The sequence below is a fragment of the Streptomyces sp. col6 genome, assembly GCF_008042035.1.
Lineage (GTDB): Bacteria > Actinomycetota > Actinomycetes > Streptomycetales > Streptomycetaceae > Streptomyces.
In genome coordinates, this window is the sequence record NZ_RDBL01000009.1 from 225,610 (window position 1) to 248,924 (window position 23,315).

Annotated in this window: 27 protein-coding genes; 16 read left to right on the forward strand and 11 right to left on the reverse strand. The window is 71.2% G+C overall.

The features are described from left to right. Positions 1-6: 6 nt before the first annotated feature. Positions 7-189, forward strand: a complete 183-nt coding sequence (locus EAO73_RS13985; RefSeq protein ID WP_147971845.1) for a DUF397 domain-containing protein — start codon at positions 7-9, stop codon at positions 187-189. Between the two features lie 31 nt (positions 190-220). On the opposite strand, the gene EAO73_RS13990 is transcribed toward EAO73_RS13985, so the two are convergent. Continuing rightward, on the reverse strand, positions 221-1,315 hold the full coding sequence (locus EAO73_RS13990; RefSeq protein ID WP_147971846.1) for a hypothetical protein: 1,095 nt from the start codon (positions 1,313-1,315) through the stop codon (positions 221-223). Between the two features lie 47 nt (positions 1,316-1,362). Here EAO73_RS13990 and EAO73_RS13995 point away from each other — a divergent pair, with 47 nt between their 5' ends. Beyond that, positions 1,363-1,842: a hypothetical protein gene (locus EAO73_RS13995; protein WP_224756289.1), complete on the forward strand. Its 480-nt coding sequence runs from the start codon at positions 1,363-1,365 to the stop codon at positions 1,840-1,842. Positions 1,843-2,081: 239 nt separating this feature from the next. Beyond that, a complete protein-coding gene (locus EAO73_RS14000; RefSeq protein ID WP_147971847.1) occupies positions 2,082-2,450 on the forward strand; it encodes a hypothetical protein in 369 nt (122 codons plus the stop codon). A 4-nt stretch (positions 2,451-2,454) separates the two neighbouring features. On the opposite strand, the gene EAO73_RS14005 is transcribed toward EAO73_RS14000, so the two are convergent. The 3 genes from EAO73_RS14005 to EAO73_RS14015 all read right to left on the reverse strand — a co-directional run bounded on the left by EAO73_RS14005 (position 2,455) and on the right by EAO73_RS14015 (position 5,647). Next, positions 2,455-3,039 carry a hypothetical protein gene (locus EAO73_RS14005; protein WP_147971848.1) on the reverse strand — a complete coding sequence of 195 codons (585 nt, stop codon included), beginning with the start codon at positions 3,037-3,039 and terminating at the stop codon, positions 2,455-2,457. A gap of 164 nt (positions 3,040-3,203) precedes the next feature. Then, entirely contained in the window at positions 3,204-4,940 is a 1,737-nt protein-coding gene (locus EAO73_RS14010; RefSeq protein ID WP_147971849.1) for a GAF domain-containing SpoIIE family protein phosphatase, read from the reverse strand. 107 nt (positions 4,941-5,047) lie between these two features. After that, positions 5,048-5,647 (reverse strand): TetR/AcrR family transcriptional regulator, encoded by a 600-nt coding sequence (locus EAO73_RS14015; protein WP_147971850.1) that lies wholly within the window; start codon positions 5,645-5,647, stop codon positions 5,048-5,050. Between the two features lie 74 nt (positions 5,648-5,721). Between EAO73_RS14015 and EAO73_RS14020 the strand changes: the two genes are divergently transcribed. Together EAO73_RS14020 and EAO73_RS14025 are read left to right on the forward strand one after the other, a co-directional pair. Next, positions 5,722-5,844: a hypothetical protein gene (locus EAO73_RS14020; RefSeq protein WP_412074593.1), complete on the forward strand. Its 123-nt coding sequence runs from the start codon at positions 5,722-5,724 to the stop codon at positions 5,842-5,844. 38 nt (positions 5,845-5,882) lie between these two features. Further along, positions 5,883-6,356 carry an NUDIX hydrolase gene (locus EAO73_RS14025; RefSeq protein WP_147971851.1) on the forward strand — a complete coding sequence of 158 codons (474 nt, stop codon included), beginning with the start codon at positions 5,883-5,885 and terminating at the stop codon, positions 6,354-6,356. A 13-nt stretch (positions 6,357-6,369) separates the two neighbouring features. Here EAO73_RS14025 and eno read toward each other — a convergent pair whose 3' ends face one another. Further along, positions 6,370-7,650 (reverse strand): phosphopyruvate hydratase, encoded by a 1,281-nt coding sequence (gene eno, locus EAO73_RS14030; RefSeq protein WP_147971852.1) that lies wholly within the window; start codon positions 7,648-7,650, stop codon positions 6,370-6,372. A gap of 159 nt (positions 7,651-7,809) precedes the next feature. Here eno and EAO73_RS14035 point away from each other — a divergent pair, with 159 nt between their 5' ends. Beyond that, positions 7,810-8,232, forward strand: coding sequence for a MarR family winged helix-turn-helix transcriptional regulator (locus tag EAO73_RS14035; protein ID WP_147971853.1), 423 nt, complete (start codon positions 7,810-7,812; stop codon positions 8,230-8,232). A gap of 52 nt (positions 8,233-8,284) precedes the next feature. Here EAO73_RS14035 and EAO73_RS14040 read toward each other — a convergent pair whose 3' ends face one another. Further along, positions 8,285-8,833 carry a DUF1062 domain-containing protein gene (locus EAO73_RS14040; RefSeq protein ID WP_147971854.1) on the reverse strand — a complete coding sequence of 183 codons (549 nt, stop codon included), beginning with the start codon at positions 8,831-8,833 and terminating at the stop codon, positions 8,285-8,287. A 380-nt stretch (positions 8,834-9,213) separates the two neighbouring features. On the opposite strand from EAO73_RS14040, the gene EAO73_RS14045 reads away from it, so the two are divergent. After that, positions 9,214-10,362: a serine hydrolase domain-containing protein gene (locus EAO73_RS14045; protein ID WP_147971855.1), complete on the forward strand. Its 1,149-nt coding sequence runs from the start codon at positions 9,214-9,216 to the stop codon at positions 10,360-10,362. A gap of 63 nt (positions 10,363-10,425) precedes the next feature. Here EAO73_RS14045 and EAO73_RS14050 read toward each other — a convergent pair whose 3' ends face one another. Continuing rightward, a complete protein-coding gene (locus tag EAO73_RS14050; protein WP_191134057.1) occupies positions 10,426-11,325 on the reverse strand; it encodes a D-alanyl-D-alanine carboxypeptidase family protein in 900 nt (299 codons plus the stop codon). A gap of 290 nt (positions 11,326-11,615) precedes the next feature. Between EAO73_RS14050 and EAO73_RS14055 the strand changes: the two genes are divergently transcribed. The 3 genes from EAO73_RS14055 to mltG all read left to right on the forward strand — a co-directional run bounded on the left by EAO73_RS14055 (position 11,616) and on the right by mltG (position 13,411). Beyond that, the gene (locus EAO73_RS14055; RefSeq protein WP_147971856.1) at positions 11,616-11,948 is read left to right on the forward strand and encodes a hypothetical protein; all 333 of its coding nucleotides are present in this window, start codon (positions 11,616-11,618) and stop codon (positions 11,946-11,948) included. 10 nt (positions 11,949-11,958) lie between these two features. Then, positions 11,959-12,459, forward strand: coding sequence for a GNAT family N-acetyltransferase (locus EAO73_RS14060; protein WP_147971857.1), 501 nt, complete (start codon positions 11,959-11,961; stop codon positions 12,457-12,459). Positions 12,460-12,529: 70 nt separating this feature from the next. Then, the gene (mltG, locus tag EAO73_RS14065; RefSeq protein WP_147971858.1) at positions 12,530-13,411 is read left to right on the forward strand and encodes an endolytic transglycosylase MltG; all 882 of its coding nucleotides are present in this window, start codon (positions 12,530-12,532) and stop codon (positions 13,409-13,411) included. A gap of 10 nt (positions 13,412-13,421) precedes the next feature. Here the strand turns inward: mltG and EAO73_RS14070 are convergent, their stop codons facing one another. After that, on the reverse strand, positions 13,422-14,516 hold the full coding sequence (locus tag EAO73_RS14070) for an NAD(P)-binding domain-containing protein (RefSeq protein WP_147971859.1): 1,095 nt from the start codon (positions 14,514-14,516) through the stop codon (positions 13,422-13,424). 120 nt (positions 14,517-14,636) lie between these two features. Here EAO73_RS14070 and EAO73_RS14075 point away from each other — a divergent pair, with 120 nt between their 5' ends. The 3 genes from EAO73_RS14075 to EAO73_RS14085 all read left to right on the forward strand — a co-directional run bounded on the left by EAO73_RS14075 (position 14,637) and on the right by EAO73_RS14085 (position 17,073). Then, complete coding sequence (locus EAO73_RS14075) at positions 14,637-15,059, forward strand: YjbQ family protein (RefSeq protein ID WP_147971860.1); 423 nt, start codon at positions 14,637-14,639, stop codon at positions 15,057-15,059. A gap of 128 nt (positions 15,060-15,187) precedes the next feature. Beyond that, positions 15,188-16,372, forward strand: a complete 1,185-nt coding sequence (locus tag EAO73_RS14080; protein WP_147971861.1) for a threonine synthase — start codon at positions 15,188-15,190, stop codon at positions 16,370-16,372. Further along, positions 16,369-17,073 carry a transcriptional regulator gene (locus EAO73_RS14085; protein ID WP_147971862.1) on the forward strand — a complete coding sequence of 235 codons (705 nt, stop codon included), beginning with the start codon at positions 16,369-16,371 and terminating at the stop codon, positions 17,071-17,073. Before EAO73_RS14080 ends, EAO73_RS14085 begins: the two co-directional genes overlap by 4 nt. Here EAO73_RS14085 and EAO73_RS14090 read toward each other — a convergent pair. After that, positions 17,026-17,409 carry an FKBP-type peptidyl-prolyl cis-trans isomerase gene (locus tag EAO73_RS14090; protein WP_147971863.1) on the reverse strand — a complete coding sequence of 128 codons (384 nt, stop codon included), beginning with the start codon at positions 17,407-17,409 and terminating at the stop codon, positions 17,026-17,028. The two genes, EAO73_RS14085 and EAO73_RS14090, sit on opposite strands and share 48 nt — an antisense overlap. Positions 17,410-17,549: 140 nt before the next feature. Here EAO73_RS14090 and EAO73_RS14095 point away from each other — a divergent pair, with 140 nt between their 5' ends. From EAO73_RS14095 to EAO73_RS14105, 3 genes are all read left to right on the forward strand, one after another. Next, a complete protein-coding gene (locus EAO73_RS14095; RefSeq protein ID WP_147971864.1) occupies positions 17,550-18,155 on the forward strand; it encodes a DUF6461 domain-containing protein in 606 nt (201 codons plus the stop codon). Positions 18,156-18,212: 57 nt separating this feature from the next. Beyond that, positions 18,213-18,872: an MSMEG_1061 family FMN-dependent PPOX-type flavoprotein gene (locus EAO73_RS14100; protein ID WP_147971865.1), complete on the forward strand. Its 660-nt coding sequence runs from the start codon at positions 18,213-18,215 to the stop codon at positions 18,870-18,872. A gap of 192 nt (positions 18,873-19,064) precedes the next feature. Beyond that, complete coding sequence (locus tag EAO73_RS14105; RefSeq protein WP_147971866.1) at positions 19,065-19,898, forward strand: PIG-L family deacetylase; 834 nt, start codon at positions 19,065-19,067, stop codon at positions 19,896-19,898. 57 nt (positions 19,899-19,955) lie between these two features. Here EAO73_RS14105 and EAO73_RS14110 read toward each other — a convergent pair whose 3' ends face one another. Together EAO73_RS14110 and EAO73_RS14115 are read right to left on the reverse strand one after the other, a co-directional pair. Next, entirely contained in the window at positions 19,956-21,464 is a 1,509-nt protein-coding gene (locus EAO73_RS14110; RefSeq protein WP_147971867.1) for a DUF4246 domain-containing protein, read from the reverse strand. A gap of 76 nt (positions 21,465-21,540) precedes the next feature. Continuing rightward, positions 21,541-23,315, reverse strand: a 1,775-nt coding sequence (locus EAO73_RS14115; protein WP_224756291.1) for a PP2C family protein-serine/threonine phosphatase, incomplete at its 5' end; no start/stop codon positions are given.

Here is a 23,315-nt window from a genome sequence, read left to right on the forward strand (position 1 = left end):
GGCCGCATGCCCGAGTTCCGCTTCGTCAAGTCCAGCTACAGCACTCTGGAGAAGGACTGCGTCGAGGTCGCCCGCAACGTGCCCGGCACCGTCGCCGTACGGGACTCCAAGCGGGCCGCCGGCCCCGTCCTCGTGCTCACCCCCACCGCGTGGGACGCCTTCCGCGCATCCCTGTCGCTCGTGCAGTAGCGGCGGCGGTGGCGCCCCATCGCGTATCCCGTCAGTCCGCGTCCGGGTACACCGTCGGGCTCGGCAGCTCCAGACCGGTGCAGCCGCGGCGCTCGGCCTGGTCCGTCGTGAACGCGTTCAGGAGCTGCCGTACCTCGCTCATCGGGAGCGCCGACGCGTCGCGGGTCGGCGCGTAGCTGGTGGCGAGGAAGTTCGCCGATTCCCCCGCGCACCGGGCCTTGGCCCGACCCAGCGTCCTGCCGAGCAGCGCATCGTTCGGGCTGCCCTTCTCCGGGATCCGTACGTTGCCCGCGAGCAGCCTCTCGAACGGCTTGTCCGACCAGTCGCCGTACCAGCCGGTGAGGTTCACGGCGGACTCGCCGGTCCCGGAGTCGACGAGCGAGCAGCTGGTGATCGAGGCGTCCTCGTGCGTGGGCGCGAGCACCTGCCACTTCTTGCCGGACGGGCTCGCCGGCAGGTCGGCCCGGGACAGCCAGCCGCACATCGTGCTCTTCGCCTGGGCGAGGGACAGGGCCCGGGAGGGTTCGACCCGGTCCGGCAGCGGCAGCGAACCCGCTCCGCAGCCGGTCTCGGCATTGGCGCCGTTGGCTATGCGTACCGCCGTGCGCAGCGACTCGGGGGACGCGTTGCTCTCCACCCCGTGGGTGTAGAGCTTGGTGACGAGGCGCCGGGCGCGGCCTTCGGAATCGCGGCCGAGCTTCGGGCACTCCTGGACGATCACGGGGCCGAACTTGCCGTAGAACCCGGGGACCGAGCTGCTGTAGACGTAGTGCGGGTCTCGCGGGACGGTGAACTCCATGCCCAGCGGGCCCAGCGGCTCGCCCGTGTCGAGCTGCGACTCGATGTGGAGGACGAAGTGACGGCCGTCGTTCTCGTTCACCCCGCACCTGAGCAGGTCCTGGCCGGAGCCGAAGGTGTCCTTGGCCGCCTGGAGCCGTTCCCTCGGCAGGAGTTCGGCGAGTTCGCCGCCCGACAGGCTGCCTCCGCAGATTGTCGCCGCGTACCACCAGGGCTGCCACAGCGGTTTGGCCAGCCAGCCGCCGCCCGCGAGGACGGCGAGCACGACCGCCGCTATGCCGAGTGGCCGCCCGCCGGGCACCCACCGGCGCCGCTCCCCCGTTGCCATGACCTGCAGCCCTTCCTCGGTGCGCGTCCTCGAAGCGCGCAGCCTACGTGCTGCTCGAACTCGCCGGGATACAGGGGCGGACCGGGCAATCCGGCACGTGCTGTCCGTGGGAGGACGAAGCCGTGGAACCGTCTGCCCGGCCTGTGCGTCGCAGCGCCATGACTGTGCGAATCGGGAAGGCCGTCGTCGCTGCTGTGCTGGCGGGCGGGGTGCTCACGGGCTGCGGGACGGCCAGAGGTGACGACGACATAGCTGTCCGGTCGACGCCGTCCAACCGGACGGTCCCCTACGACCTCTACACGCATTGCGGAATCGACGAGGCCCGCGTCGGCTCGACGTACTTCGAAGCGGTCACCCCTCTTTCCGACGGCTCGGGCAACCCGCCCGACGGGTGGGGGAATCCCACCCAGCGCGGCACGATGACCTTGAAGCCCGGCGGGAAGGCGGTTTTCACCGACGACGCCGGCCACGAGGTCCACTTCCGTGCCCGGCCGGGTGCGAGCGACTTCAAACGGATCTGCGCCTGACACTGCCTCAGGGCCGCGTTGCTGTTGGTGTTGTACGCGTGCGGAGGCGAGCCCCGCCGGGGCGGACCGGCTCCGGCCCAACTCCGCGGGCGGAACCATGGGCGGGGCAGGGGCCCGTGCGAATAGGCGATCACCGATTCGGAAAAAGCTTTCCCGTCAGTAACCGGGTGCGGTGGCACTTTCCTGTGGGAGCATGTCGGGATCCAAGCCGACCGGGCGGATTCCTAGGGGGGCCAGCCGTGGCAATGGTGGCATGTCGCGAGTGCGAACAACAGGTATCGGACAGTGCGCGTAGCTGTCCCCAGTGCGGTATCGATTCGCCGGGCGGAGTGACGCAATTGGAAATCCGAAGGGTTTCCAAGATCACCGGATCTCTGGTGCCCATGGCGGTCTGGGTGGACTCGGAACACGTGGGTGACCTCACCTCGGGAAAGAGTTTCCTCGTCACCGTTACTCCGGGGGTCCACCGCGTCGAATGCGGTTTGCAGCAGCGAGGAAACAAAGGCGCCGCGCAGGAGTTCGACGTTCCCGTCGGGCGGAGGCTGGTCGTCGTCGTGAGCCCGAGCAAGTGGAACGGAAAGCCGAGCTTCAGCGCGGAGTTCGCGTAGGGGATCAGTGTGAGGCGCGGGCTCGGATCCGCATGCGCAGTGCGGAGCCGAGCGCGCCGACACAGCTCATCGCGGGGCAGACCCACCAGTCCCCCGGCTCCGGCCCGCGCTTCGTGAACACGATGACGGCCCAGATGAGGCCGCACACGTAGCCGCCCATCATCCCGACGTAGGGCGCCCACCGGGGGTCCCCGTGGCGGGGGCCCTGCGACGGGGTGAGGTAGAAACAGCCGGCCACCGTGATGGCACCGAAAGCGGCCGACCAGAGAAGCAATTCCTCGATTCCGCCGCCCTGGCCGGGGGAGAACTGGGATCCTGCCCAGATCTGGGTCACGAAGGACGCCAGGGCGTAGAACAAGGCCCATGCCACCGTGATCCGCCAGGTCGCTCCGACTTTCAGGGTCTGCGGCCCCAGCCGGTCCTGTGCGCGGTTGAATACCGTAGCCGCCGTGGCCACCGTACTTCTTCCGAGGCTCCACCACGCCCACAGGGCATTTGCGACCAGGAAGGTGGTGACGACGAGGGAGGGCGAACCGAATACCCGGCCGAGGAGCCACGTGCCGGTGGATTCCGGCGAAGGGACGGTCATCTCGCACCGCCGGGAATTCTGTGAGAAACGATCTTCGACGATTCCGGAAGTGCTCCGCGTATCCCCATGCGGTGATGTTAGAGCCGGGGGATGCCGCGTGCGGAGGCTTTCGGATATCGGGCCCTCTTGATTGGCGAACCTTTGCTCTTCGCGCTCCGGTCCGGTCAGCGGCCGTCTCCGGTGACCCGCACCACGAGCACCGCCACGTCGTCGCGTTGCGGGATCTCCGAGAGCCCTGTGGAGAGGGCTTCCAGGAGGAGCGGCAAGGGCTTGTCGGCGTGGCGGTCGAGTACGGCGGCCGTGTACGCGGTGCCGGCGTCGATGTCCTCGTCGCGGCGTTCGACCAGGCCGTCCGTGTAGAGGAGGAGCACGCTGCCCGGCGGGAGGTCGCGGGTGTGGTCGTGGCGGGGCGGGTCGTCCGACGTGCCGAGGAGGATCATGTCGTGGTCGTCCAGGATCGAGACGCCGCCGTCCGGGGTGTGCAGCAGCGGCGGAGGGTGTCCGGCATTGGACCAGGTCAGTTGCCACCGGCCGTCGTCGAGGTCGAGGCGGGCATGGACCGCCGTGGCGCCCAGGCCGAGCGGCAGGGTGTCGATGGCCCGGTCGATCGCGTCGAGGGCGGTGGCCGGCGAGTGGGCCGGGTCGTCGAGGCTCGCCTGACGGAGCATGCTGCGGATCTGGCCCATGACGGTGGCGGCCCGGACGTCGTGGCCGATGACGTCACCGATCGAGAGCATGAGGGCGGGCCGGGTCGCGGGCGGCGCCGTGGGCAGCGGATACGCGTCGTACCAGTCGCCGCCCACCATGTCCTGGTCGGCGGCGGGCAGATACAGGGCCGCCATGTCCAGGCCCGGCACGTCCGGCAGTTCGGTCAGCATCGCGGCCTGGAGCTGCTCGGCGGTGCTGAGCCGGTTGGCCACGAAGCGGGTGCGCTCCACGGCCTGGCTGACGTATCCGGCCACCGTGGTCAGGACGGCCTCCTCGGTCGGGGCCAGGACGTGCGGGCGGGACCAGCACCACGTCAGGACGCCGCGCCGGTTCGGCAGCGGGACGCACAGGACCGATTCGAGGCCCAGCGAGTCGTACCCGGCGACCGCGTCGGGACCGAAGCCGGCCACGAGGGCCGCGTGGTCCGGGACGAAGACGGTGCGCTGCTCGCGCATGGCCAGCGTGCTGGGGAAGGCCGCGTCCTGGCCCAGACGGTCGATGGCGCTCTCCACCGGCCGTATGTCGTCCGGGTCGATGACGCGCCACAGCCCCTGGCCGTCGGCCAGGAGCAGACCCACGTACGTGGGCTCCGCCGGCCCCTGGAACAGGTGGCGGAGGCGGCGCGTGAGATCCGTGAGATCGCGTGCGTGGGCCAGCTCGATGGAGGCGCGCAGCAGGAGACCGGCGTGGTCGCGGTCCCGCTGGATCAGCTCCGAGGCGATCCGCAGCCGCAGCTCCATCGAGCAGGCGGCGGTCAGGTCCTCCAGGTCGCGCAGCTCGTCCGCCGTCCATGTCCGGGGCTGGTGGTCGATGGCGCAGAGCGACCCGAGGACATGCCCGTCGGCGTCGGTGAGCGGCATCCCGGCGTACGCGATCACCTGGAGGTCGGGGATGGCGAGGCTGGCGCAGGTGCGGGGGTGCGTCCGGGTGTCGCCGAGGATCAGCGGCCCGCCGTCCGCGACGACGTGCTGGCAGAACGAGTGGGACAGCGGGGTCTCGCGGCGGGCCGCCCAGTAGCCGGACATCCCGGCCATGCCGGGGAACACCTGCCGGTCGGCCTCCAGCAGCGAGACCAGGGACACCGGGACGCGCAGGACGCGCGTGACCAGCCGCGCGAAGCGGTCCATGCCGGGATCGGCCGCCGCGGTCAGCCCCGCCAGCCGCAGCGCCTCGAGCCGGCCGGGGTCCTTCACCCCGTGGCCCTTGTCCGTGTCGGGACGAAGGGCGCGATGCCTGTGCAGCGCATTTTCCGAATATAGAGGGAATGTCCCGTGGTGTCCTGGGCGGGAGGGGCCGCCCGTCAGGGCGCGGGCGCCCCCGGGATCGCCGGCGCCGCGGCGAACAGCGCGAGGACCGCGGCCCGGACCTGGTCGCGTACCGCCTCCGGCGCGGCGGTGCTGAGCTTGCCGTCCAGATGCAGGAAGGCCAGGCCGTGGACGAGGGCCCAGACCGAGGTCCAGAGCGCCTCCGGGTCGACGTCGGGGAAGGCGCGGCGGACGATGGAGCGTACGTACTCCGCGATGGCCTCCGTCGCGGCGACCCGCTCCTCGCTGTCCGGGTCGCAGGGCTCCGCGAACATCGCCCGGAACAGCGCGGGATGGTCGAGCGCGAAGCGTACGTAGGCGACGGCGACGTCCGCGAGTTCACCGGGGCTCGCCGGCGCCGGGTGCGCGGTGGCCAGGCGTTCGGCGAGTTCCCGGTAGCCCTCGGCCGCGACGGCGGAGACGAGCGCCTCGCGGTCCGGGAAGTGCCGGTAGGGCGCGGTCGGGGACACCCCCGCGCGCCGGGCGACGGCGCGCATCGAGAGGGCGGCGCTGCCGTCCTCCTCCAGCAGCTCCCGCGCGGCGCGCAGGCAGGCGGCGTGCAGGTCGCCGTGGTGGTAGGTGGACGCCTGAGGCACGGGACACGCCCTTTCGTGTGTGCGGTGCCCGCATCCCCTCGTCGATGTGAGCGCCGTACACATTTTAGGGCAAGGTGCGCGGAGCCGACGGAGCGTTCCGCCCCCACCTGGAGGTGGACCGCAACCTCTACACCGGCCACAACCCGGCCTCCTCGGGACCCCTGGCCAGGCGGCTGGTGGCGGACCTGAGCGGGTGAGGGGGCCCCGGCCACCCCCGTGCAGGAAGGTTGAGCCCATGGCACGCCGTACGGAGTACTACGACGACCCGGACGCCCCGGAGCCGAACAGTCTCGTCGTCGCCGCCTCCGCGGTGGTCACGGACGCGGGCGGGCGGATTCTGCTTCAGCGCCGCAGCGACAACGGCCTGTGGGCGCTGCCCGGTGGCGGGATGGACATGGGGGACTCGCTGCCCGGCACAGCGGTGCGGGAGGTCAAGGAGGAGACGGGGCTCGATGTCGAGATCACCGGGCTCGTCGGTACGTACACCGACCCCCGGCACGTCATCGCGTACCGCGACGGCGAAGTGCGGCGTCAGTTCAACGTCTGCTTCACGGCCCGGGTCATCGGCGGCCGGCTCGCCCTCTCGGACGAGTCGACGGAGCTGCGTTTCGTACCGCCGGCGGAGATCGGCGAACTGCCGATGCACCACACGCAGCGGCTGCGTCTCGGCCACTACCTGGAAGGCCGTGATCAGCCGTATCTGGGATGACCGGGCCGGCCGGCTACCGGCGGTTCAGTGCTTCCGTGCCCGCGTAGCGGGCGCTTGTGCCCAGTTCCTCCTCGATGCGGATCAGCTGGTTGTACTTCGCCGTGCGGTCGGAGCGGGAGAGGGAGCCCGTCTTGATCTGGCCGCAGCCCGTGGCGACGGCCAGGTCCGCGATGGTGGTGTCCTCCGTCTCGCCCGAGCGGTGGGACATGACGACGGTGTAGCCCGCGCGGTGGGCCGTGTCGACCGTCGTCATCGCTTCGGTGAGGGTGCCGATCTGGTTGACCTTCACCAGTACGGAGTTGGCGACCCCGGAGGCGATGCCCGCCCGCAGCAGGGCGTCGTTCGTGCAGAACACGTCGTCGCCCGTCAGCTGGCAGCGCTCGCCCACGCGGGCGGTCAGCGCGCGCCAGCCGTCGAGGTCGTCCTCCGCCATCGCGTCCTCGATGGAGACGACGGGGTACGCGTCGATCAGCTTCACCAGGTACTCCGCGTGCTCCTCCGGGGTGCGGCGCACGCCTTCGCCGGCGTAGTCGTACACACCGTCGCGGAAGAACTCCGACGTCGCCGGGTCCATGACCAGGCCGATGTCCGTGCCCGGCCGGTACCCCGTGCGCTCGACGGCCGCCACGACGAAGTCCAGCGCCTCCTCCGCCGTACGGAGGGCGGGTGCGAAGCCGCCCTCGTCGCCCACGCCCGTGGAGTGGCCGGCGGCGAGCAGGTCGCGGCGCAGGGTGTGGAAGATCTCCGAGCCCATCCGGACCGCCTCGGCGAAGGTCTCCGCGCCGATCGGGGCGATCATGAACTCCTGGAAGTCCAGCGGATTGTCCGCGTGGGCGCCCCCGTTGACGATGTTCATCATCGGTACGGGCAGCAGCCGGGCGCCCGGCCCGCCCAGGTACCGGTAGAGCGGCAGGCGGTGCGCGGCCGCCGCGGCCTTGGCGGCCGCCAGGGACACGCCCAGGATCGCGTTGGCGCCCAGCCGGGACTTGGTGGCCGTGCCGTCCGCCTCGACGAGCGCCGCGTCGAGCCCGGCCTGGTCCTCCGCGTCCCGGCCGGTGACGGCCTCGGTCAGCTCCGTGTTGACGTGGCGCACGGCCTGGTCGACGCCCTTGCCGTGCCAGCGGGCAGGGTCGCCGTCGCGCAGTTCCACGGCCTCGCGGGCGCCGGTGGAGGCGCCGGAGGGGACCGCGGCGCGGCCGAGCGAGCCGTCCGACAACTGCACGTCCACCTCGACGGTGGGGTTGCCCCGGCTGTCCAGGACGCGGCGGCCGGTGACGGAAGTGATGGCGGTCATGGGAGAGGTCCTTCTCGTTGTCGCGTGCCGCGGTCCGGCTGCGACGACGGTGGCGCTGGACCCGGCAGAAGAAACTGTACAGCAATGCTGTTCAGTGCGGCTGTTCAGTTGTGCTGTTCAGTCTGCTGTCCTGTTTCCGCCCCCGCGCTAAAGTGCGGTATGCCCCTCCCGGAATCCGCCTCCATCGCCGCCGAGCTGCGTACAGCGATGGGCAAGCTCACCCGCCGCGTGAAGCTTGAGGACCAGATGCCGCTCGGCCAGGTGGCCGTCCTCGGCGAGCTGGACCGCAACGGCGCCCTGACCACCAGCGAGCTCGCCGCCAACCAGCGGGTGCGGCCGCAGTCCATGGCGCGCGCCGTCGGACTGCTCATGGACCAGGGGCTGATCACGCGCCGCGCCCACCCCACCGACGGCCGCAAGAGCCTCGTCGAGCTGTCGGGCGCCGGGCGCACGCTCCTGGAGGAGGAGCGCGACCGCCGGGCCGACTGGCTGGCCCGCGCCATCGACGCGGAACTGACCGAGGAGGAGCGGGAGTTGCTGGCCCGCGCGATCGGACTCGTGGGACGGCTCGCGGCGCACTGACGGGGGTACGCGGGTCCGGGGCCGGGTCCGCGCAAGACCCGGCCCCGCCGCCTCACCGCTTCAGCAGGAAGCCGAAGTCGCCGGACGTCCGACCGGTCAGGCGCGTCGCCGAGACGAGCTTCCCGTCGGCCAGCAGGCGTTCCGCCTCGGCCCGTGAGAGACCGAAGCCGTCCGCGATCAGGCGCAGCGGACGGACCGGTATCCGGGCCCCGAAGCGGACCGACACGTCGATCGCCTCGTGGTCCGGGCGGGCGTCGCCCCCGGTGTCCAGGCGCCAGGCGCCCGTCCAGTCGAGGGCCACGTGGTTGCGGCGCAGGACGACGCCGTCCTGCAGGAGTCCGGCCGCCAGGGCCGGGTCGTTGGCGTGCATCCGGTCCAGCAGCTCAGGGGGCACGGAGCGGACGTGCGCCCGCTCCAGCACCGTGAGCTTGGTGGTGTCCCCGCACCCCGTGCAGAGCGCGAGGAGCCAGGCGTCGAGCAGCTTGTGGTTCGCGTTGACGCGGAACTTGCCGTACGGGCGGAAGCTGCCGGACGCGCACGCGTGGCAGCGGCGCAGGACGAGGGGCAGGCGTGTGGGCATGACGGCCCAATGGGTGAGCACAGGAGTACACCGGTTCCAGTGTGAGAAATCCGCAGCGGGAAGCAGCACGGCGCACAGGGTGCGACGCGCGACCGATCAGCAGTGGGAGGTCTCACGCGATGTACAACGGACGCCCTTTCGTGGACGGCGAGTCGACGGGCACGCCGGCGATGGCATGGCCCGGCAGCAAGGTAGCGGGGGCCGGCGCGGTGTTCCACCGCTTTTCCGGCGGTGGTACGGAGGAGCGGGTGGTTCGGGGGAACACCCCCGTGCCACCGGGGGGTTGACTCCCCGGCTCGTCCGGGTGGCCACGGGATGGGCCGGCGCGGGCCCCCGCTGGTGCGATGGGGGTCCATGACCGGGCGGTGCCCCACCGCACCGGCACAGAGAAACGGATCACCATGCGCGCCATGACACAGCGTCGGCGGGGAATCGCCGTCCTGGCCGGTCTCACCGCCGTACTCCTCGCCTCGGCGACCGGACTGCCCGCGGCGGCTGCACAGCCGCGCGCCGTCGACCCGCTCCAGCGGGAGGTGGACGCGATTCACCGGACGGGAGCCCTCGGCGTGCTGGCCGAGGTGTCCGCGCCGGGCGGCCGGACAGTCGCGCGTGCCGGTTCGGCCGATGCGGGCAGCGGAAGGCCGATGCCCTGGGGCGGCAGGTTCCGGATTGGCAGCGCCACCAAGACCTTCACCGCCGCGGTGGTCCTGCAACTCGCGGAGAAGGGACGGATGTCGCTGGACGACACCGTCGAGCACTGGCTGCCGGGCGTGGTCCGGGGTCATGGCAACGACGGCCGTCTCATCACCGTACGGCAGCTGTTGCGGCACACCAGCGGCCTCAGGGACGTGGCCCCCGGGATCGCCGCGCTGAACAGCGCGCCCGGCTACCGCGCGGAGCGGTTCCGTACGTACACGCCCGGGGAGCTCGTGCGGATCGCCGTGAGCGATTCGCCCAAGTTCCCTCCGGGCAAGGGCTGGTCGTACTCCAACACCAACTACGTCCTCGCCGCGATGATCATCGAAAAGGTCACCGGCCGCAGCTGGGCCCGTGAGGTGGAGGCCCGGATCATCAGTCCGCTGGGCCTGAGCGGGACCTCCGTGCCCGGCACGTTCCCGTTCGTCCGGGGTCCGCACGCCCACGGCTACGCCGCGTTCGGCACCGGCGAGGACACCGACGTGACGACGCTCGACCCGAGCATGGCCATCGGATCCGGTGCGATCGTCAGCACGGCGCACGACCTGACCCGGTTCTATGCCGCACTGCTCGGCGGACGGCTGCTCGAACCGGCACAGCTGGCCGAGATGACGGCCGCCGAGGACGCGCCCGAGCTGGGAGTGGGGTACGGGCTCGGGATCGCCGAGATCCCGCTGTCCTGCGGCGGCACCTACTTCGGGCACCGGGGCGAACTGCTCGGCTACACCGCCTGGGCCGGTGCCACACCGGACGGCGGCCGGAGCGCCGCGGTCTACATCAACAACGACGGCGGGCGGGACACGGAGGCGGCCATGCTCACGCTCATGGACCGCGAGATGTGCGGGGCCGGCTGACGCCGGGAAGAGCGAGGGGCCCCGCACACCGTGGTGTGCAGGGCCCTTCTCCGTACTGAAGGCCTACTTCTTGAAGCCGTAGTCCATCAGCTTCTTCGCGTCCGCCGTGCGGTTCGCCTCGGACGACGAGGTCAGCACCGTGCCGATCACCGTCTTGCCGTTGCGGGTCGCGGCGAAGACCAGGCAGTACTTGGCCGCCGGGCCGGAGCCCGTCTTGATGCCGATCGTGCCGCTGTACGTGCCCAGCAGCTTGTTCGTGTTGGTCCACGACATGTAGCGGTAGCCGCCGCTCTTCGTCGTGACCTTCTGCTTCGTCGACTTCGTCTTCACGACCGAGCGGAACGTGGAGTACTTCATCGCGCTGCTCGCGAGCTTCGTCAGATCGCGCGGGGTCGAGTAGTTGGACCCGTTCCCTATGCCGTCGAACGAGTCGAAGTGCGTGTTCTTCAGGCCCAGCGTCTTGGCGGTGCTGTTCATCTTGCCGATGAACGACTTCACCCGCGCCGCGCGCGTCGAACCGGAGCCGAACTTGTCGGCCAGAGCGTACGCGGCGTCGCAGCCCGACGGCAGCATGAGGCCGTAGAGCAGCTGGCGCACGGTGACCTTGTCGCCCACGATCAGCCGCGCCGAGGACGCGCCCTTGGAGACGATGTAGTCGCTGTACGCCTTCTGGATCGTGACCTTGGAGTCGAGGTTCAGGCCCTTCTGGGCCAGCACCACACGGGCGGTCATGATCTTCGTGGTCGAACCGGTGGAGCGGCGGGTGTCCGCGGCCTTGGTGAACAGCGTCTTTCCGGTGCCGTTGTTCATCACGAAGCCGCCCTTGGCGACGATCGAGGGCGCCTTGGGTGCGGCGGCCTGCGCCGAGGAGGCGAACGCGGCGCCCGCGATCAGGGCGCCCGTCGTGAGGGCCACCGTGGCGGTCGCGGATCCGCGCCTTATGCCCTTAATGCCGAGTTTCAACTTAAACGCTCCAAATGCCCCTGGAATGCGGCCACATGACGGTGCCGCGCGCTGGTAAGACGGATGACCGCGCCTCTTGGTTGTAATCCTCACGGGGGTGATTTTTTACGACATCCGGGCCCGGGGAACGGGCATTCGGGATTCGGGAGGCGAGGGCGCGCCGTGGCCAGGGGCTACCATCGGCGTCACATCCGAGCCCCGGTGCGCGTGGTCCGGCACGGGGATCGGCGAGCCGGCCCGACGTACCGCGACGACAGGTGCGCCGAGCGCCCCCGAGGCCGGAGGTAACCGTGGACGATGTCGTGCGTGCGCAGGAGTCCGTCAGGACATACGGCGAGCTCCTGGCCCTTGCCGAGCGCCTGGAGGCGTTGCGGCAGTTGGGGGAGGACGGGGTCGAGGCGCATACGACGGCCGCGCTGCACGCGGTCCGTTTCGCCGCGACGATCCTGTGGCGGACCGTGCCGGACGTGCCGCCGCCGGCCTTCCGGCAGGACGACGAGCGCCTGCTCGAACTGGCCGCGCACTGGCGCGAGGCGGCGCTCGGCCTCGGCGAGTTCGCCCCACCGCGCCCGACGCTGCGGCTGGTGGAAAACGACGCGCCCTCCGCCCAGGGGCCGGGATAACGTCCCCGGCATGACGTCTTCCCTGCGCAGCGAACGCCTGCTGCTCGAACCGTACGTGCCGGCCGACGAGGAGGACTTCGTCGCCCTCTTCATGGACGAGCGGGTGTCGCGCTGGATGGGCGACGGCCCCGAGCCCGAGGAGAACCACCGCGCCCTTTTCTCCCGCATCTTCACGCACGTGTACGAGCCCGATGCGTTCGACGTCTGGGCGGTGCGCCGGGACGGCCGGATGGTCGGCCACGCGGAGATCAAGCCGTCGAAGGCCGTCGAGGGGCATGAGCTGATCTACGCCCTCGCGTACGAGGCGTGGGGTCAGGGCCTCGGCACCGAACTCGCGCGGAGGATCGTCGCGTACGGCTTCGAGACGCTGGACCTGGAGCAGGTGTACGCGACCGTGGCCGAGCCGAACACGGCCTCGCTGGCGGCCCTGCGGAAGGTGGGCTTCCAGCATGTCCGGGACATCACCGAGGAGGACAGGAGCACGACCCTTCTGCTGTCCTGCGGACGGTAGCGACCGGCTCCCCCGCTCACATCGTGGACGCGGACAGTGCTTGCGTGCATGTTGTATCTATGCTGTACGCATGCCTGCCCCCGCTCCCGCCGCCTCACCCGGTCGCTACCGTCCGCAGGCGGTCACCCCGCCCCGCCGCAGAACGCGCCTGACCCGACGCGGTCGCCTGACGCTGCTCATCGGCACCCTTCTGGCCCTCGTCGTGGCCGCCGCCGTGCTCGTCCCCCTGCTCACCAGGGAGCCGAAGACCGAGGAGGCGGCCCGCACACTGGTCATCCCCGAGGGGTGGCGGGCCACCCAGGTCTACGCGGCCGTCGACAAGGCCCTCGGCGAGCCCGCCGGCACCACCGGGAAGGCCGCGCCCACGTCGGACCTGCCGCTTCCGGCCGCGGCGAAGGGGAACCCCGAGGGTTATCTCTACCCGGCGACGTACCCCGTCACCGCCGCCACCGCCCCGAAGAGCCTGCTGCGCTACATGGTCGACACGGCGGTCGAGCGCTTCGGCGCGAACCACATCACGGCGGGTGCGCGGCGCAACGATGTGACCGTCTACCAGACGGTGACCATCGCCGGCATCGTCCAGGCGGAGGCGGACACCGAGGCGGACATGGGCAAGGTGGCCCGGGTCATCCACAACCGGCTCGACCGGGGCATGCCGCTCCAGATGGACTCCACCCTCAACTACGCGTTGAACCGCAGCACACTGGACACCACCACGGGCGACACGAAGCTCGACAGCCCGTACAACAGCTATGCGCACAAGGGCCTCCCGCCCACCCCGATCAGCAACCCGGGGGAGCAGGCGATGACCGCGGCGATCAAACCCACCCCCGGCCCCTGGCTGTACTTCGTGACGGTGGCCCCGGGCGACACCCGCTTCACGGACGACTACGCGGAGCAGCAGCGCAATGTGGCGGAGTTCAACCGGAACCGCCGCGGCGCGGGGGGATGACCGGCTGGTCTCAGGCGTACACGGAGTCCCTGGCGAGGGCCGGATCAGGCGCTCCCCCCTCCAGCAGCTCCATGATCTCCCGCACGGCGGCGCGCCCGGCACGGTTGGCGCCGATGGTGCTGGCGGAGGGCCCGTAGCCGACGAGGTGGACGCGCGGATCGCGTGCGGCCCGGGTGCCTTCGACCCGGATGCCGCCGCCGCGCTCACGCAGCCGGAGCGGGGCGAGATGGTCGATGGCCGCGCGGAAGCCGGTGGCCCAGAGGATGACGTCGGCGTCGATGCTGCGGCCGTCGTCCCAGGCGACACCGGACGGTGTGATCCGGTCGAACATGGGCAGCCGGTCGAGCACCCCGGACTCGCGGGCGCTGCGGATGGCGTCGTTGACGGGCAGCCCGGTCACGCTCACCACACTCTGCGGCGGCAGCCCCCGCCGCACCCGGTCCTCCACCATGGCCACGGCCGCCCGCCCCTGGTCCTCGCCGAAGGGGCCTTCCCGGAAGACCGGCGGCCGGCGCGTCACCCAGTGGGTCTCCGCCGCCACCTCGGCGATCTCCATCAGGTGCTGCGTACCGGAGGCCCCGCCGCCGACCACGACCACCCGTTTCCCGGCGAACTCGGCCGGGCCCGGGTAGCCGGCCGTGTGCAGCTGCCGGCCCAGGAAGGTCTCCTGCCCCGGGTAGCGCGGCCAGAAGGGCCGGTCCCATGTGCCGGTGGCGTTGATCAGGGCGCGCGTGGCATACGTCCCCTCGGAGGTCTCGACGAGCAGCCGGCCGCCTTCACCCTCCCGTACGGCGCTGACCTCGACCGGGCGGTGCACGCGCAGCCCGAAGGCGCGCTCGTACCGGTCGAAGTACGCGCCGATGACCTCGGACGAGGGCCGCTCGTCGTCCGCACCGGTCAGCCGCATCCCGGGCAGCGCGTGCATGCCGTGCACCTTGCCGTACGTCAGCGACGGCCACCGGAACTGCCATGCGCCGCCGGGAGCCGGCGCGTGATCGAGGACCGCGAAGTCGCGGTCCGGCTCCAGGCCCACGCGCCGCAGGTGGTACGCGGCCGACAGCCCCGCCTGTCCGGCGCCGATCACCACGACGTCCACCGAGCGCATCCCGATATCGTTCACGCTTCTACCAACTACGGCGGGCCCGCGGATCTTCCCCTGCCCGCCCGACGCGCAGCACACGCGCGTTCAGCGGCTCGGGCCGCGGGTGACGGCAGGATGGGAATTATGTCTTCCGCCTTCACCACCACGGTCCTGCACCTGACGACGGGCTCCTCGGAGACCGTCACCGACCTGACACCGGACTGCGAGCAGTTCCTCTCCCGGGCGGCCTCCGGCCGCGACGGCCTGCTCAACATCTTCGTCCCGCACGCCACCGCCGGCATCGCCGTCCTGGAGACCGGTGCGGGCAGCGACGCCGACCTCCTGGCGGCCCTCCATACCCTGCTCCCGGCCGACGACCGCTGGCAGCACCGCCACGGCACCCCCGGCCACGGCCGCGACCACGTGGTCCCGGCGCTGGTACCCCCGCACGCGACGCTGCCGGTGATCGCGGGGCGGCTGGAGCTGGGCACGTGGCAGTCGGTCTGCCTGGTGGACACGAACGTCTCGAACGACAGCCGCCAGGTGCGGTTGAGCTTCCTGGGGTGACGGGGCGCCGGCCGTGAGGTTGGACGGCTTGTTCAGATATGGACGAGGCGTCTAACCTGGCGATGGATGTCCGCCGCCGGACGCGGCGACGCGACAGCACGTCGAGCGAGGGGAAGCCGGAGCCGCCCATGAACGCCGAACAGCCTTCAGCCGTCGGGGCCGCCGACCTGTACGACCGGTCCGGGCAGCGCTACTCCCTGGACGACCCCCGGTGGCGGGGTGAGGACGGCAGTCCTCTCGCCGTCAGCGCGCTGCCGGGCCTGCGGCCTGGGCAGATCGAGACCTCGGAACGGTCACTGTGGCGCTACCACGCGGCCCTGCCCGTCCCGGTGGCGAGCAGGGTGAGCCTCGGTGAAGGGTGTACGCCGATGATCCCGGTCGACTGGGCCGGCCGGCGCGTTCACTTCAAGCTGGAGTGGTTCAATCCGACCTCCAGCTTCAAGGACCGGGGTGTATCGGTGATGATCTCCCACCTCGCGGCGCACGGCGCCGACCGCGTCCTTGAGGACAGTTCGGGGAACGGCGGTTCCGCGGTCGCCGCCTACGCCGCCGCTGCCGGTATCCGCGCCAAGATCATCGTCCCTGCCGCCACCTCGGCGGCCAAGATCCTCCAGGCCCGCGCCTACGGAGCCGAGATCGAACTCGTGGAGGGTACGCGGGACGAGGTCGCGGACGAGGCGATCCGGCAGTCCCGGCGGATCCCGTACGCCAGCCACAACTGGCACCCCATGTTCATCCAGGGCACCAAAACCGTCGCCTACGAGCTGTGGGAGTCCCTCGGCTTCACCGCGCCCGACAACGTGGTCCTCGTGGCCGGGGCCGGCAGCAATGTCATCGGGTGCGACCTCGCGTTCGGTGAACTGCTCGACGCCGGTCAGATCGACAGGCGTCCCCGCCTCTTCGTCGGGCAGCCCGAGCACTGGGCGACCATCGCCGACACCTTCAACGGCGTCGACCCGGACTCGCGCGGCGAGCGGGTGCCGACGATCGCCGAGGGCGCCTCCATCGCCCACCCGGTCCGGCTGCCCGAGGCGGTGCAGGCCATCCGCCGCTCCGGCGGAGCCGCGTACGCCGTCCCCGAGGCGGAGATCCATGCCGCCGTCCGCGCCCTGAGCGCACGTGGCCTGTACGCCGAGCCGACCAGCAGCGTCGCTGCGGCCACGCTCGACCACTTCATCGCGACCGGCGACATCGCTCCGGACGGGACGACGGTGGTCGTGCTCACCGGAGCGGGGCTGAAGTCCGCCGAGACGATGGCCTCGGTGTTCTCCGGACACGGTGACGACGGCCAGGAAGCGAGCGGCGGACGATGACCGACCCCACGGACCGGCCCATGGGTGGGGGCGACGAGCACCTCGTACAGGAGGCCGAGCGCATAGCCGTCGCCATCGGGCGCATGTTCCCCGGCCTCTGCGAGGTCGTCCTGCACGACCTGCGGCGGCCCGACCATGCCATCCGCGCCATCGAGAACAACCTGTCCGGACGGCAGGTCGGCGACCCCGCCACCGAACTGGGCCTGCGCCGCATCGCCGACCCCGACTACCCCGGCGTGATCCAGAACTACAGCAACCGGTTCCCCGACGGACGCCCCGCCAAGAGCACGTCGATCGGCATCAAGAACGCCGAGGGCCGCTATGTCGCGGCCCTGTGCCTGAACCTGGACGTCAGCACGCTGTCGCCGCTGGCCCTGACCCTGGCCAACCTCGTCGCCACGGAGGTGCAGCCCCAGGGCGAGGTCCTGGAGACGCTGCGCGACCGCGGTGACCGCGAACTCCGGTCCGCCATCGACTCCTTCGCGGCCCAGCGCTCCAGCACTCCGCGCGGCCTCAACCGCGACCAGAAGAGCGAGCTGGTCCGGCAGCTGCATCGCGAGGGCTTCTTCGAGACCCGCGGTTCCGCCCAGCTCATCGCCGACCAGCTGGGTGTCTCCCGGGCGACCGTGTACAACTACACGAAGCAGCCGCCCCTACGGGCCCACGACCGTGAGCAGGTCCACGACGAAGATCAGCGTTGAGCCCGGCGGGATCAGATGCGAGGGGGACTGCTTGCCGTAGCCCAGGCGCGGGGGAACGATGATCTCGCGGCGGCCGCCGGGCTTCATTCCCCGTACGCCCCGGTCCAGGCCCTTGATGGCCTTGCCGCCGCCGACGGCGAACTTGAACGGGCGGTTCTGCTCCCAGGACGAGTCGAACTCACGCCCCGACGCGAACGCGGCCCCTACGTAGTGAACCTGGACGACCCTGCCGGGCCGCGCCTCCGGCCCGTCCCCCTCCACGAGGTCGCGCGTCGTGAGTTCGGTGGGCGCGTGCCCCTCCGGGATCGTGACCTCGGGCTTCGCCGGTTCGTTCATCGTGGTCCCCTCGCTCGCCACCGTGCGCCCTTGCCGGGAGGCCGACGCATGGACGTTCCATGTGGCAGGCGATCACGCTACCGGCGGACGAGGACCTCGGCGCCGTTCGACTGTCAGTGGCGGAAGGCAGGATGTGCGGCATGACGACGACCGGGGCGGACTATGTGTGGTTCGAGGACGACTTTCCGGATATTGCCGAGGCGTACTGCTTCACCCTGGTGCGGGGGCTGACGCCGGCCGATCTGGTCTCCCGCCTCGACGGGCGGCGGGAGGAGCCCCTGCGCGGTATCGACGCGGTGGTCGACGCCGCCTTCGCCGAGTTCCAGCGAGAAGAGGGCGCCCGGCAGATGGTCGCGCTGACGACCGTCGGCGAATGGACGCTCCTGATCGAGCCCAACGGCTACCTCGGGGTCACCGAGGAATACGCCCTGGCGGCCTCCGCGGGGGTGAGCTGGGTCTCCCACTTCGTGAACATCAACGCCGTGGGCACCTTCCTCTGGGCGGAGGACCGGGACCTGCGGCTGTGCTTCGACCCGATGTTCCCGGAGGACCGATGGGGCGCCGCACCCGACGGCCTCCTCGACGTCATGCGTCGGGTGGGATTCCACTTCGACGAGGACGAACCGGAACCCGACCTGTCGTCACCGGCGGCGTTCGCTCTGGCGGAACACCTGACGGGCGTCGCCCTCACGCCGGAGATCCTGCGGGACACGACGTTCAGCTGTGCCACCGTGCGGGTCCGATGAGCTGGGAACGTCGAGGCGCTCGGGAGCGGTGCGGGGCGGGCTCGTAAGGTCGGGGGTATGACGACAACTCTTGCCGGTAGTGCGTTCGAGGCGCTTCGGGGCGACGCCCTGCGTGAGCCCGAGGAGCTGCGCCGGGCCTACGAGGTTCCGAAGGAGACGGCACTGCGCAAGCAGATGACCGAACTCACGGAGCAGACACGGAAGCTGATCGCCTGCTCGTCGCTCGTTCTGGTCGCCAGCGCCGATGAGGAGGGCCGCTGCGACGTTTCGCCGCGTGGCGGGCCCGCCGGGTTCGTGGCCGTACTCGACTCGGGGACCCTGGCGATACCGGACGCCACCGGGAACAAGCGGCTGGACACCCTGCAGAACGTCATCGCCACCGGGCGGGCCGGGCTGCTGTTCGTCGTCCCCGGGCGCACCACGACGCTCCGGGTGAACGGGCGGGCCTGTGTCTCCACGCGGCCGGAGCTGTTGTCGCAGCTGACGCCTGTGGGCAAGCCGCCTGCCAGTGCGCTGGTGGTGGGCATCGAGGAGGTCTACCCGCACTGCCCCAAGTCGCTCCTGCGCAGTGGAGCCTGGAAGCCGGAGCAGTGGCCGGCGGCCGACGCGCAGCCGACCTCCGCCGAGGTGACGCTGGCGCAGCTGCGGATGCCGGAGCTGACGATCGCCGACATCGAGCAGGCCGAGGCGGATTCGCTGACCTACCGGTACGAGTGACCGGTTCGGAGGTCCGCGCGGCTGCGGCACCCCGACTTTCCCGTGCCGGGAACAGCCGGTCCGGCCGGATCGGTTGCATCGAGCGGGGGCCGGAACCGTACGGGCGGGAGCACCGCCGGAGTCCGGGGCCCGGGAGCGCGGCGCTTTGCCGTGTGTCCGTATCCAGGTGTGATCAAACAGAAGGACCATGACATGACCGACCGGCCGTTGACGCTCATGGCAGTGCACGCCCACCCCGACGACGAGGCCACCAGCACCGGTGGCGTCCTCGCCCGGTATGCGGCGGAAGGAATCCGCACGGTGCTGGTGACCTGTACCGACGGCGGTTGCGGTGACGGGCCCGGAGGCGTCAAGCCGGGCGACCCCGGGCACGATCCGGCGGCCGTCGCCGTGATGCGGCGCCGGGAGCTGGAGGCCAGCTGCGAGGTGCTGAAGATCAGCGACCTGGAGACGCTGGAGTACGCCGACTCCGGGATGATGGGCTGGCCGAGCAACGACGCCCCTCATTCCTTCTGGCGGACCCCCGTGGAGGAGGGCGCCGCACGGCTCGCGGCGCTGATGGAGCACTACCGGCCCGATGTGGTCGTCACCTATGACGAGAACGGCTTCTACGGCCACCCCGACCACATCCAGGCCAACCGCATCACGATGGCCGCGCTGGAGATGACCGGGCTGACGCCGAAGGTCTACTGGACGACGGCGCCGCGCTCGATGATGCAGCGCTTCGGGGAGACGATGCGGGAGTTCGGCGAGGACATGCCGGAGCCCGACCCGGAGGAGGCCGCGGCGATGGCGGAGATCGGCCTGCCCGACGAGGAGATCACCACCTGGGTGGACACCACCGCGTTCAGCGGCCAGAAGTTCGACTCGCTGGCCGCGCATGCCAGCCAGGGCGAGAACATCTTCTTCCTCAAGATGGGCAAGGAGCGGTTCTCCGAGCTGATGGGCATGGAGACCTTCGTACGCGTCAAGGACACCACCGACGCCGCCGTGCCCGAGAACGACCTCTTCGCCGGGCTGCGCTGATCCTGCCGGCGGACCGCCGCCTCCGGGCCGGGACCGGCCCGGAGGCGTGCGAGCGGCTCAGTGCTCGCAGAGGGAGAACTCCCGCTCGTAGAGCTGCTCGTTGTGCTCGTCGACGAAGAACTTCCGCTCCCGCATGAGCTGCTCGCGGTACTCCTCCGCCTGTTCGAGCGTCATGGTCGTGGTGTCGGCCCAGGGCTGCTGCGGCGGTATGTCGGAGGTCGAGACGATCGGCCGCTCCGGGTCGACCAGGAAGAACGCGAGGATCTTGCGGTACCCGGGGCGGGAGGGGTCCGCGAGACCGAACGAACCGACCCGGTGCTGCAGGACGTTCGGGAACGCCAGGCAGCGGCCCCCCGGGGTCGTGGCCGAGCCCAGCACCTGGTTCAGCGCGTCCTCGTCCACCAGGCCGTAGGCGTCACGCACACCGTTGTTGTCGTTCTGCTCGTACTCCGGGTCGTCGAGCGCGGTCCGGAAGCTCAGCCGGCTCTCCGTGATGTTCTCGCTGTCCCAGTAGTAGATCCCGGTCGACACGATCCGCTCGTTCAGCATCCCCTCGACGTGCCAGGAACCGCCGGCGTACTCGGGCTTCTCCGGGGTGAGGTGGATGGTGGCGAGCTTGACGATGACCTGGAGGCGGCGCCCGCGCAGATCGACCGGGGCGAATCCGTCCGGCAGTGCGGGCGGGGCGTACTCGGGGGCGTCCGGGATGACCGGCTCCCGGTTCTGGTACCACTCGTCCATGGCCTCGTCGTGCGCCCGGACCGCTTCCTCGTACGCCTCCTTGTCGCTGAAGTCGTCCTCCTCCGGGTACTCCGGCTCGGAGTCGTACCAGCCATAGGGGTTGATCTTGATCCGCAGAGGCCGCGGGTGCCGCAGATCCGTGAGCACGTTCTCCAGCAGCGGGCGCATGCGGCCGAACAGGTCGGGCAGCACGGCGGCCAGTTCACGATGGTCCTCGGGGTGGACGTTGTTCACGTACGAACGGAACGCGACCTCGCCGTCCGCGCCGATCTCGACGTCCGTGGGCAGCCACTGGAACGTCTCCGAGAACTCGTGCTTCCAGTAGTGCGGCGTCGGGTTCTCCCACGCCCGCTCCGGTCCGCCGCTCACGCCACGCACCAGGCAGAACAGCGAGGGGTGCACGAGGTCGAGCACCTGGCCGTCCGAGCCCGGATGCCAGTCCTTCTTCTCCTCGGGGACCTCCTCCAGCACCCGGACCGCCTCGCGCAGCCGGGACCGCAGCCCGTCGTCGATCAGCGTGTCCGACTGCCACACGCCGTCGACGGCGGAGACCTCGATGCCGGTCCGGGCGTCCCGCAGCTCCGTGTAGCGCGCGAGTTCGGCCAGCACGAAGCGCACCTGCGCCTCGGTGAGTCCCTGGGCCGTCGCCTCCCTCGTCCACCGGGCGACGATGTCGGGGTCGTTCATCTTGTCGAACCATCCCGGCTTCGCCCGGAGGTGCGCGCTGCACGTGATCATCTCCAGCTCCCGCAGGGTCCGGGGCGTCGCGTACAACGCGGAGCGGGAGGCTTGGAACGGCAGCGGAAAGGCGGTCGGGACGGTCAACTCTTCGGTTCCTTCCAGGCGGTGAGCAATGGCCGGAAGAATACGGGAGCCGACTGACATCGCCCCCGGGTGCCGCCTAGGCGGTCCGGCGCAGCGCGAGGAGCGTCGCGTCGTCGGTGCGGTGCGGGCCGTCCAGGTGGCCGACGAGCCGTTCGGCGTAGTCCTGGAGCCCGGCGTGGCCCGCGCCCGGCGCGGTCTCCCGGAAGCAGCATTCCGCCGCCTGCAGGAAGCGGCGCGTGTCCGCGTCCGGGTCGGCCGGGCGGCGCTCGGTCAGCCCGTCCGAGTACATGAGCACGATGTCGCCGGTCTCCAGCGGGGTTTCCGTGGCGCTGTAGACCGTGTTCGGCATGACGCCCAGCGTGAGGCCGGGACCCCCGGCCGGCGCCGGGAGCTGGGTCGCGCGGCCGTCGCGCAGGAGCACCGGGCGCGGATGCCCGGCACAGGTCCAGCGCAGCACGCTGAGATCCGGGTGGTAGCGGGCGATGATCGCGGTGGCCGTGGACTCCCTGGCGTCGGCGCAGGCGACCTCGTTGAGCCACTGCGTCAGCAGCTCGACGGGTTGCGAGGTGTACGCCAGGCCCGCGAGCGCGTACCGGAGTTTGGCCATCAGGGTCACCGCTGCCAGACCGTGGCCCCGGGCGTCGCCCAGCGCGACCAGGAGGCGGCCGTCGGGCAGGCCTCGGGCCTTGTACCAGTCGCCGCCGACCCCGGCTCCGGGCGCGTCGGGGCGGTAGACGGCCGCCGCCTCCAGGCCGTACGTCTCCAGCTCGTCCTGGAAGTGGGGCAGCACCGCGTCGCGCAGGACGTCCGCGATCTCCGCGACGGCCTCGGCACGCTCGTGCTCCCGGCGCGCGTCGCGCTCGGCCCGCTCGGCCGCCTCGCGCCGCCGCCGGTCCGTGGTGACGTCGATGAGCACGGCCCGCAGCGCCCACACCAGGCCGCCGGGGACGATGCGCACGGGTTCCGCGACCATCCGGAACACCCGCTCGCCGCCCCCGAAACGCAGCTCGCAGTCGGTGGTGCGCTTGCGCAGGATGACGTCGTACAGCGCCTGGTACAGCGTGGACCTGCTGTCCGGTGTGGCGGCCGCGGCCAGGTCGAAGAGGCTTGGCAGCGGGGCTTCCTCGGCGAGGCCCAGCACCTGGCGGAACCCCCGGGACGGCTGGATGCCCTCGTCGGCGAGGTTCCACTCCACCCAGCACGTGCGGACCAACTGCTGGGCCGCGGTGGCCATCCGGAGCCGGCCGCCGGGTTCCCAGGTGAGCAGGAAGTGGTCGCCGCAGGGCGCGATCCGCACCTCCACACTGATCCGCACCGGCCCCGAGCGGGTGCGCACCAGCCACTCCACCGCGTCGCTCTGCTGCGGCGTGCGCCGGTGGTACGCCTCCGCCAGCATCCCCGGAATGGCGGTGGAGGCCAGTGAGGGGATGCGTTCGAACAGCGGCACCGGCCCCGTCCACGGGGGCACGGCGTCCTCGGGAAACCGGGACGCCGCGTACGCACGGGCCACGGCGTTGCGGGCCAGGAGGATGATGTCGCGGACCTCGCCGTCCTCACCGACCACGGGGGTCAGGAGCAGGGCCGCCACCGGGAGGGCGTCGAGCACGTCCTGGCAGGTGGGCGGGACGGAGGCCGGGGAAGCCGGGGGCGTGGGGTTCGGCAGGCCGGGGCCGTAGTGCTCGGCGTACGCGGTCACGCGCCGCCGCTGTGCGTCCAGCAGAGCCCGGATCGCCCGCAGTTCGAGACGTGCGCGTGGGCTYCCCGCGGGGTGGGGTTCGTCCACGGGCATGTCGGGCCTCTCGGTGCGGGTGTACGGGCGGCGCCGGAACAGCATCGGGGCGGGGGAACGGG